This is a genomic window from Kitasatospora sp. NPDC028961 (genome assembly GCF_055564815.1).
Window position 1 is genome coordinate 136,526 of the sequence record NZ_JBVHVO010000018.1, and the last position, 9,358, is coordinate 145,883.

Sequence of the window (9,358 nt, forward strand, 5' to 3'; positions counted from 1 at the left end):
CCGGGGGGCTGAGGTGGATGCGGTGCGGCTTACGGTGCGCAAAACGGAGCAGCGAGCATAGGGAAACTGTGGTAGGGCCCAGCGGGCGCCCCCCCCCCCCCCCGCCCCGTGGTGTCCGACGAGGGGTCAGTGACCGCCGGCGTCGACCACCTCGATGTCCTCGATGTTCTGCTCGATGGCCTCGGCCGGCAGCGCGACCCGGATCGCCCAGAAGTAGACGCCGAGGGCGAAGACGGCGACCGCGCCCATGTCCCACCACATCGGGATGTTGCCGCGGCCCTCGCCGAAGCCGCCCTGCCAGGAGATCAGGCCGAGGCCCACCAGGTAGACCGGCAGCCACTGGGCGGCTCGCCAGTCCAGGCGCGGGGCGTTCGGCAGGCCCTTGCGGATCGCGTAGGCGGCGTAGCTGCCGAGCAGCACGTAGCCGAGGACGATCGCGATGCCCAGGCGGGACAGGGTGTGCCAGCCGGCCCAGTAGATGATCAGGCTGGCGACCACGAAGGCCAGCGGCGAGATCAGGCCGCCGAGCGGCAGCCGGTACGAGCGCTCACGGGTGGGCAGGCGGCGGCGCAGCGCGCCGAAGGCCAGCGGGGCGCCGGCGTACATCAGCACGCTGGCGGAGGTGATGAAGCCGACCAGCTCCTGCCAGCTCGGGAAGGGCAGGAAGCAGACGACGCCGGTGACGAAGGAGAGGATCAGGCCGAACCACGGCACGCCCCGGCTGTCCAGCTGCTCGAACTTCTGCGGCGCGTAGCCGTTCTTGCTCAGGCCGTAGGAGATGCGGGAGGTGGAGGTGGTGTAGATCAGGCCGGTGCCGCCGGGGGAGACGATGGCGTCGAAGTAGAGCACCCAGGCCAGCCAGCCGAGGCCGACCAGGGTGGCGAGGCCGGCGAACGGGCCCTCGATGCCGGGGAAGTCGAGCTTGTCCCAGCCGTTGGCGAAGGAGCTGAGCGGCAGCGCGCCGATGAAGACGACCTGGAGCAGGACGTAGATCAGGGTGCCGATGGCGACCGAGCCGAGCACCGCGCGGGGGATGTCGCGCTTGGGGTTGCGGCTCTCGCCGGAGATCTGGATCGCCTGCTCGAAGCCCAGCAGCGCGAAGATGATGCCGCTGGAGCTGATCGCGGCCAGCACGCCCTTGATGCCGAACGGGGCGAAGCCGTGCGAGGTGAAGTTCGAACCGTGGAAGTTGGTCAGCGCGAGCACGAAGATCGTCAGCAGCGGGACGAAGATCTTCAGCCAGGTGGCGATCGAGTTGGTGTGGGCCAGCACCCGCACACCGAGGAAGTTGACCGCGACGAAAACGCCCATCAGCAGCACGGCGACGATGAAGCCGCTGGTGGTGAGGGTGCCGTTGTCGTTCAGGAAGCTCTTGGCGAACTCCCAGTGCCCCGCGTACCCGATCATGGCCTCGACCTCGATCGGTGCCACGGTCGCGGCCTGCAGCCAGGAGAACCAGCCGAAGGACATGCCCGCCAGACCGCCGAAGGCGTAGTGCGGGTAGCGGGCCGTGCCGCCGGCGACCGGGAAGAGCCCGCCCAGCTCGGCGTGCACCAGGGCGAGCAGGACGATCGCGACGGCGCCGATGCCCCAGGAGACGAGCGCGGCCGGCCCGGCGACCATGACGGCGTTCTTGGCGCCGAACAGCCAGCCGGAGCCGATGATCGAACCCACCGAGGCCCACAGCAGGCCGATCAGGCCGACCTCGCGGCGGAGCGACCGATGGGTGGGTGTCCCGGAATCGGGAGAGGTGCCGGTGCTCGGCGGGGACAGCTGGTTGAGGGATGCCATGCGAAGTCTCTCTGTGGTGTGGGAACCCGGCGGACGGAGCGCGGAGAGTTGCCACACAGTAGGCGTATTCATAGGCCTATGCACAGATTTCATTACTGAATGTTTACCTACTTCCCCAGACATTCCCGCTGGTAGGGGGTCACCTGTTCATGTGTGTGTTACGTGACTCGCCGGTAGGTCCAGCATTTGAGCCGGAATTGAGGTTCCGCACAAGATCCGGCAATGTGGACGGCAAATAGGGTTATAGAAATAGTGGCGGCCGCATAGGGATACCGGGCGGAATCGGTGAGGTGCCCTGTGGCCGGGGTCGTTCGTTCGCTACGGTATGCGCCACCACCGCGGCACAGCGTTGTGTCCGTGCGCTCGAACTCCTCCCGAGGTGCGCGCAGATGAGACTCACCCCCCACGAGCAGGAACGCCTGCTCATCCACGTGGCCGCCGAGGTGGCCCGCGCCCGCCGGGCGCGGGGGCTGCGGCTCAACCACCCCGAGGCGGTCGCGCTGATCACCTCGCACGTCCTGGAGGGCGCCCGGGACGGCCGGACCGTCGCCGAGCTGATGGACTCCGGCCGCAAGGTGCTCACCCGGGACGACGTCATGGAGGGGATCGCGGAGATGATCCCGGACGTCCAGGTCGAGGCGACCTTCCCGGACGGGACCAAGCTGGTCACCGTGCACGGGCCGATCCAGTGAGCGGCGAGCGGGCGTTCCCGGGGCAGATCCTCCACGGGGAGGGCGCGATCGGCCTCAATCCCGGCCTGCCGGTCACCCGGCTGACCGTCGTCAACGCCGCCGACCGGCCCGTCCAGGTGGGCTCGCACTACCACTTCGGGGAGGCCAACCCCGGCCTCGACTTCGACCGGCCCACCGCGCGCGGCCTACGGCTGAACATCCCGGCCGGCACCGCCGTCCGCTTCGAACCGGGCATCCCGGTGGAGGTCGAACTCGTCCCGATCGCCGGCCGGCGCGAGGTCCTCGGCCTGCGCGGCGCGGTCGGAGGTGCGCTCGATGACTGACCGCCCCGCCCTCTGGCTGACCCGCGAGCGCTACGCCGACCTGTACGGCCCGACCACCGGCGACCGGATCCGGCTCGGTGACACGAATCTGCTGATCGAGGTCGAGGAGGACCGCGGCCGCGGCGGCGACGAGGCCGTCTTCGGTGGCGGCAAGGTGATCCGGGAGTCGATGGGCCAGGCCCGGACCAGCCGCGCCGAGGGCGCCCCGGACACCGTCGTCACCGGCGCCGTGGTGCTCGACCACTGGGGCGTCGTCAAGGCCGACATCGGCATCCGGGACGGCCGGATCACCGCCCTCGGCAAGGCCGGCAACCCCGAGACCATGGACGGTGTCCACCCGGACCTGGTGATCGGACCGGAGACCGAGGTGATCTCCGGCAACGGCCGGATCGTCACCGCCGGCGCCGTGGACGCCCATGTCCACTTCATCTGCCCGCAGTTGGTGGACGAGGCGCTGGCCTCCGGGGTCACCACCCTGGTCGGCGGCGGCACCGGACCGGCCGAGGGCAGCAAGGCGACCACGATCACCCCGGGGGCGTGGCACCTCGGCCGGGTTTTCGCGGCACTGGACGGCCTGCCGGTCAACATCGGCCTGCTCGGCAAGGGCAACACCGTCAACCGGGCCTCGATGCACGACCAGCTGCGGGCCGGCGCGCTCGGGTTCAAGATCCACGAGGACTGGGGCGCCACGCCGGCCGCGATCGACGCCTGCCTCCGGGTCTGCGACGAGACCGGTGCCCAACTGGCCATCCACACCGACACCCTGAACGAGGCCGGCTTCGTCGGCGACACCCTCGCGGCGATCGCCGGCCGGGGCGTCCACGCCTACCACACCGAGGGTGCGGGCGGCGGCCACGCGCCGGACATCATCACCGTGGTCGGCGCCGCGAACGTGCTGCCCAGCTCCACGAACCCGACCAGACCGCACACCGTCAACACCGTCTCCGAGCACCTCGACATGCTGATGGTCTGCCACCACCTCAGCCCGTACGTGCCGGAGGACCTCGCCTTCGCCGAGTCCCGGATCCGGCCGTCCACCATCGCCGCCGAGGACATCCTGCACGACCTCGGCGCCATCTCCATCATCAGCTCCGACTCCCAGGCCATGGGCCGGATCGGGGAGGTGGTCCTGCGCACCTGGCAGACCGCCCACGTGATGAAGGCCCGGCGCGGCCCGCTCGCCGGCGACGGCCGGGCCGACAACCACCGGGCCCGGCGCTACGTCGCCAAGTACACCATCAACCCGGCCGTCGCCCAGGGCCTGGACGGCGAGATCGGCTCGGTCGAACCGGGCAAGCTCGCCGACCTGGTGCTCTGGTCACCCGCCTTCTTCGGGGTCAAGCCGGACCTCGTGATCAAGGGCGGCCAGATCGCCTGGGCGCAGATGGGCGACGCCAACGCGTCCATCCCGACGCCCCAGCCGATGCTGCCCCGGCCGATGTTCGGCGCCATCGGGCGCTCGGCGGCGGCCAACTCGCTCAACTTCACCGCGACGGCGGCGATCGAGGACGGCCTGCCCGAGCGGCTGGCCGAACAACTGGGGGTCGCCAAGGCGTTCACCGCGATCCGGAACACCCGGGGGGTCACCAAGGAGCGGATGGTCAACAACAGCGCGCGGCCGGACGTCCGGGTCGAACCCGACACCTTCACCGTCACCATCGACGGGGAACTCGTCACCCCCGAACCGGCCGCCGAACTGCCGCTCGCCCAGCGGTACTTCCTCTTCTGATGGGCCTCGCCGCGCTCCTGCTGCTCGCCGACGGCCGGTTCCCCGCCGGCGGGCACGCCCACTCCGGCGGGGCCGAGGCGGCGGTCCGGTCCGGGCGGGTGCGGGACACCGCGAGCATGACGGCCTTCCTCACCGGGCGGCTGCACACCACCGGTCTGGTGTCGGCCGCCCTGGCCGCGGCGGCCGCCGCCGGCCAGGACGCCGGCCGGCTCGACGCGGCCGCCGAGGCCCGCACCGCCTCACCCGCCCTGCGCGCCACCAGCCGCCGGCTCGGCCGACAACTGCTCCGCGCCGCCCGCGCGGCCTGGCCGCACCCCGGACTCGACCGGCTGGTCGCCGAGTTCCCGCGCGGCGCGCACCAGAGCGTCGTCCTCGGCACCGCCGCGCTGGCCGCCGGCCTCACCCCCGCCCAGGCCGCGACCGCCGCCGCCCACGAGAGCGTCAACGGCCCGGCCACCGCCTGCGTGCGGCTGCTGGGCCTGGACCCGTACGAGGTCGCGGCCGCGCTGGCCCGGCTCGCCCCCGAACTCGACACCGTGGCCGAGGCCGCCGTCACCGCCGCCCTGTGCGGGGACCCGGACGCGCTGCCCGCCGCCTCCGCGCCGCTGCTCGACGTCTACGCCGAGCAGCACCACTCCTGGAAGGTCCGCCTCTTTGCATCGTGACCACGCCGACCCCGTCGACGCCCCCGCCCGCCACACCTACACCTCCACCGCCACCGGCGGCACCCGCCGGCGCGCCCTGCGGATCGGCCTCGGCGGGCCGGTCGGCTCCGGCAAGACCGCCACCGTCGCCGCGCTCTGCCGCCTGCTGCGCGAGGAGCTGTCGCTGGCCGTCGTCACCAACGACATCTACACCACCGAGGACGCGGAGTTCCTGCTGCGCAACGCCGTCCTGCCGCCCGAGCGGATCACCGCCGTGGAGACCGGCTGCTGCCCGCACACCGCCATCCGCGACGACATCTCCGCCAACCTGGAGGCCGTCGAGGAACTGGAGGAGGCGGTCGGGCCGCTCGACCTCGTCCTGGTCGAGTCCGGCGGCGACAACCTCACCGCCACCTTCAGCCGGGGCCTGGTCGACCACCAGATCTTCGTCATCGACGTCTCCGGCGGGGACAAGATCCCGCGCAAGGGCGGCCCGGGGATCTCCACCTCGGACCTGCTGGTGATCAACAAGACCGACCTCGCCCCGCTGGTCGGCGCCGACCTCGACGTGATGGCCCGCGACGCCGCCGCCCAGCGCGGCGCGCTGCCCACCGTGTTCTCCGCGCTCACCTCGCCCGACGGCGTGGCGCCGGTCGCCGCCTGGGTCCGGGAGCGGCTGGCCGACTGGCGCACCCGGCCGTGACGGCTCCCACGGTGACGGCTCCGGTGACGACGGCCGCGGCCGGTCCCGTCCCGGCCGACGCGCCCCGGGCCGCGCTGGTGGCCCGGGCCAGGATCTGGGCCGAACCCGACGGGCGGGGCGCGACCGCCCTGCCTGTCCTCTCCGGCGCCGGACCGCTCGCCCCACGGCGCACCCGGGACGCCGACGGCGGAGCCCGGGTGGTGCTCGTCGGCTCGATGGCCGCGCCGCTCGGCGGAGACCGGCTGGCACTCGCGGTCGAGGTGGCCGACGGCGCGGCCCTCACCGTGACCAGCGCGGCCGCCACCATCAGCCTGCCCGGCCCCGGCCCCGCCCACTACGACGTCGAACTGACGGTGGGGGAGGGCGCCCGACTCGACTGGTGCCCCGAGCCGGTGGTCGCCGCCGCCGGCAGCCACCTCCTGCTGCACACCCGGATCACCCTCGCCGCGGGTGCCCGGCTGCGCTACCGCGAGGAGCAGATCCTCGGCCGCCACCACGACTGGGCCCGGGCCGCCGGCCCCGGCCGGCTCACCTCCCGGCTGACCGTGCGCCGCGCCGGCCGGCTCCTGCTGGACCAGCGGACCGACCTCGGCCCCGGCGCCCCCGGCTGGGACGGTCCCGCCGTCCTCGGCGGCCACCGGGCCACCGGCCAGCTGCTCACCGTCGGCCACCCGCCGCCCGCGCCGCCGCGGTGGCCCGAGGCCGGGGACGCCGCCCTGCTCACCCTGCCCGACCCGGACGCCCGGCTGCTCATCGCCGCGGCCCCCGACGCGCTCGCCCTCCGGCGGGTGCTCGACGGGGACTGAGCGCCGGGGCCGCGCGCGCGGGGCCGCCGCCGCGGGGCCGCCGCCGCGGGGCGGCCCCCCGCGCGGCCGGCCGGGCGCTGATCCGATGCGAACGGTCGGACAAGCCCTAGCCTGGGGCGATGACCGATCGCCGGCCCGGCCGCTACCGCCCGCTCTCCCCGCTGCGCGAGCACCTGCGGGAGTCGTTCTGGTTCGCCCCGCTGGTCACCTGCGTCGCCGCGGTACTGCTCTCCGGGGTGACGGCCTGGCTGGACGAGGCCGTGGTCACCGCCAGCGTCGCCGAGACCGGCTCGGCGGACGAGCTGATGCGGTTCACCGGAGCGGCCAAGAGCGTGGTCTCCACGGTGAGTTCGGCGATGCTCACGTTCATCGGCGTGGTGTTCTCGATCTCGCTGGTCGCCCTGCAGATGGGCGCCAGCCAGTTCTCCCCGCGCGTCCTGCGGCTGTACGTCCGCAGCCGGCTCACGAAGGCCACCTTCTCGGTCTGCCTGGCCACCTTCCTGTTCGCCCTGCTCGTCCAGCTCAGCTACGACGACTCCACCGACCCGGCGAAGGTCACCTCGGTGCCGGTCTTCTCCGGCCTCGGCTCCCTCCTGCTGGTCCTGCTCAGCCTGGCGCTGTTCGTGCTCTACGTGCAGTCCACCATGCGGCTGCTGCGGGTGCCGCACGTCATCGACCGGGTCGCCAACGAGTCGGTGGCGGTGATCCTCCAGTACCGACGGATGCCGCCCGAGCCGCAGCCGCCGGCCGTGCCCGAGGGGGCGCCCACCCTGCTCCACGAGGGGCGCTCCGGGGTGCTGCGCGACGTCAACATCGGCCGCCTGGTCCGGATCGCCCGCAAGCACGACGTGGTGCTCCATCTGGTGCCCAGGATCGGCGACTTCATCACGCCCGGCACCCCGATCGTCCGGGTGGCCGGGGTCGCCGACCGGCCGCCGCGCCCGCGGCGGATCGCCCTGGCGCTCAACGTCGGCGTCGACCGCACCATGCACCAGGACCTCAGCTTCGGGTTCCGGCAGCTGGTCGACATCGCGATCCGCGCGCTCTCGCCCGCCGTCAACGACCCGACCACCGCCGTGCAGGCGATCGACCGGATCCACCAACTGCTCGGGATGCTGGTGCACGAGAGCTTCGGGGACCTCTGCTTCCGCGACCGGGCCGGCGCCGTCCGGCTGGTCGAACCGGTGCCGGACTGGCAGTCCGTGGTCGACCTCGCGTTCACCGAGATCCGGCTCTGCGGGGCGGGCCACCCGCAGGTGACCCGCCGGCTGGCGGCCGCCCTGGACGACCTCCTGCTGATCAGCCCCGACCAGCGGCGCTCGCAACTCCTGGAGCAGCGGCGCCTGTTGGACCGTGCCGTGGTCGAGCAGCTGCCCGATCCGGAGGTCCGCGCCTTCGCCCTGCTGCCGGACCGGCAGGGCATCGGCTGAGGAGCCCCGGGGCCGGGCCGCCGCCCGACTACCCGGCCGCCACCAGGTCGGAGGGGTCGGTGTTGGCGCCGCAGAGCAGCACCGCGATCCGCTCGCCGGCCACGTCGTCCAGCTCCGTCACCGCGGCGAGCGCGGTGGCCGCCGCGTGCTCGACGGCGATCCGCCGCTCGTCCCAGAGCGCCTGCCGGGCCCGGACGATGGCGTCGTCCGGTACCAGCACGGTGCGGACGCCGTCCTGCCGGGCGGCGTGCACGGCCAGCGCGGTGGCCCGGCGGGCCCCCAGGGAGTCCGCGGCCACCGAGTCCACCGGGACGTCCACCGGGTGGCCGGCCGCGAGGGCCGCGCCCAGTGCCCGGCTCCCCGTCGGCTCCACCGCCACCACCCGGACGCCGTGCTCCCGCGCCGCGGCGGCCACCCCGGCGAACAGTCCGCCGCCGCCCACCGAGACCACCACCGTGTCCAGGCCGGGCAGCCGGGCCACGATCTCGTCCAGCACCGTCCCGGCCCCGGCCGCGATCAGCGGGTGGTCGTACGCGTGCGAGGCGAGCGCGCCGCCGTCCGCCGCGAACTCCTCGCAGGCCGCCAGCGCCTCGGCGTACTCGCGGCCCGCCAGCCGCACCTCGGCCCCGTAGGAGCGCAGCCGGGCCACCTTGACCGCGGGCGCGGTCTCCGGCAGGAACACGGTGGCCCGCACGCCGAGTTCGCGGGCCGCCCAGGCGCAGGCCAGGCCGGCGTTCCCGCCGGAGGCGATGGTCACCCCGGCGGCCGGGAGGGTGCCCGCCTCGGTGTGCGCGAGCAGGAAGTTCTGCGCCCCGCGGGCCTTGAAGCTGCCGGTGTGCTGGAGGTACTCCAGGGCCAGCCAGACCCGCCCGCCGTCGTCCCCGGGTGCCACCACCACCGGCCGCACCCGCCCCGCGATCCGCCGCCCGGCCGCCTCGACCTCGCCGTACGTCAGGTGCTCCACGCTGCTGCTCCTCCCGGTCCGGGGGTGGAAGCCGACTTCCACCGCGTCACCGCCGACGGTACGTCGCGGCGGCCCACCAGCAGAAGATCACGACTGCCCGGCGGGGGCCGCACAGGGGTCGGGGCCGGGCGGCCGCGTAGGCTGGCCGCCATGCGTTCCGTGATTCTTCCGCCGCCCGCCCGCTAGCTGTATTGACCACGAGCGTTGTTGACGGCGCAGGGGCTTGATCAAAGGTGAAGACCTCCGGTGTGGTGGAGGTGTCTAGGCTCCACACCA

At 73.6% G+C, this 9,358-nt stretch carries 9 protein-coding genes; 7 read left to right on the forward strand and 2 right to left on the reverse strand.

The window, feature by feature from the left end; all coding sequences use genetic code 11:
* Window positions 1–126: 126 nt before the first annotated feature.
* Window positions 127–1,791, reverse strand: a complete 1,665-nt coding sequence (locus ACZ4UX_RS26340) for an APC family permease (protein ID WP_465708475.1) — start codon at window positions 1,789–1,791, stop codon at window positions 127–129.
* A gap of 389 nt (window positions 1,792–2,180) precedes the next feature.
* Between ACZ4UX_RS26340 and ACZ4UX_RS26345 the strand changes: the two genes are divergently transcribed.
* From ACZ4UX_RS26345 to ACZ4UX_RS26375, 7 genes are all read left to right on the forward strand, one after another.
* A complete protein-coding gene (locus tag ACZ4UX_RS26345; RefSeq protein ID WP_465708476.1) occupies window positions 2,181–2,483 on the forward strand; it encodes an urease subunit gamma in 303 nt (100 codons plus the stop codon).
* On the forward strand, window positions 2,480–2,806 hold the full coding sequence (locus tag ACZ4UX_RS26350) for an urease subunit beta (protein WP_465708477.1): 327 nt from the start codon (window positions 2,480–2,482) through the stop codon (window positions 2,804–2,806). The genes ACZ4UX_RS26345 and ACZ4UX_RS26350 overlap by 4 nt, the downstream gene beginning before the upstream one ends.
* Entirely contained in the window at window positions 2,799–4,535 is a 1,737-nt protein-coding gene (locus tag ACZ4UX_RS26355; RefSeq protein WP_465708478.1) for an urease subunit alpha, read from the forward strand. Before ACZ4UX_RS26350 ends, ACZ4UX_RS26355 begins: the two co-directional genes overlap by 8 nt.
* Entirely contained in the window at window positions 4,535–5,200 is a 666-nt protein-coding gene (locus ACZ4UX_RS26360; protein WP_465708479.1) for an urease accessory protein UreF, read from the forward strand. The genes ACZ4UX_RS26355 and ACZ4UX_RS26360 overlap by 1 nt, the downstream gene beginning before the upstream one ends.
* Window positions 5,190–5,882 (forward strand): urease accessory protein UreG, encoded by a 693-nt coding sequence (gene ureG / locus ACZ4UX_RS26365; protein ID WP_352294307.1) that lies wholly within the window; start codon window positions 5,190–5,192, stop codon window positions 5,880–5,882. The genes ACZ4UX_RS26360 and ureG overlap by 11 nt, the downstream gene beginning before the upstream one ends.
* 23 nt (window positions 5,883–5,905) lie before the next feature.
* The gene (locus ACZ4UX_RS26370) at window positions 5,906–6,688 is read left to right on the forward strand and encodes an urease accessory protein UreD (protein ID WP_465708480.1); all 783 of its coding nucleotides are present in this window, start codon (window positions 5,906–5,908) and stop codon (window positions 6,686–6,688) included.
* 119 nt (window positions 6,689–6,807) lie between these two features.
* The gene (locus ACZ4UX_RS26375; RefSeq protein WP_465708481.1) at window positions 6,808–8,118 is read left to right on the forward strand and encodes a DUF2254 domain-containing protein; all 1,311 of its coding nucleotides are present in this window, start codon (window positions 6,808–6,810) and stop codon (window positions 8,116–8,118) included.
* Between the two features lie 28 nt (window positions 8,119–8,146).
* On the opposite strand, the gene ACZ4UX_RS26380 is transcribed toward ACZ4UX_RS26375, so the two are convergent.
* Window positions 8,147–9,082, reverse strand: coding sequence for a serine/threonine dehydratase (locus tag ACZ4UX_RS26380; protein WP_359836046.1), 936 nt, complete (start codon window positions 9,080–9,082; stop codon window positions 8,147–8,149).
* Between the last annotated feature and the right edge of the window lie 276 nt (window positions 9,083–9,358).

Excerpts from the sequence above, each read along its gene's own strand:
- ACZ4UX_RS26355 (WP_465708478.1), top strand. The coding sequence starts at position 2,799 with ATGACTGACCGCCCCGCCCTCTGGCTGACCCGCGAGCGCTACGCCGAC.
- ACZ4UX_RS26340 (WP_465708475.1), bottom strand. The coding sequence starts at position 1,791 with ATGGCATCCCTCAACCAGCTGTCCCCGCCGAGCACCGGCACCTCTCCC.
- ACZ4UX_RS26345 (WP_465708476.1), top strand. The coding sequence starts at position 2,181 with ATGAGACTCACCCCCCACGAGCAGGAACGCCTGCTCATCCACGTGGCC.
- ACZ4UX_RS26375 (WP_465708481.1), top strand. The coding sequence starts at position 6,808 with ATGACCGATCGCCGGCCCGGCCGCTACCGCCCGCTCTCCCCGCTGCGC.
- ACZ4UX_RS26360 (WP_465708479.1), top strand. The coding sequence starts at position 4,535 with ATGGGCCTCGCCGCGCTCCTGCTGCTCGCCGACGGCCGGTTCCCCGCC.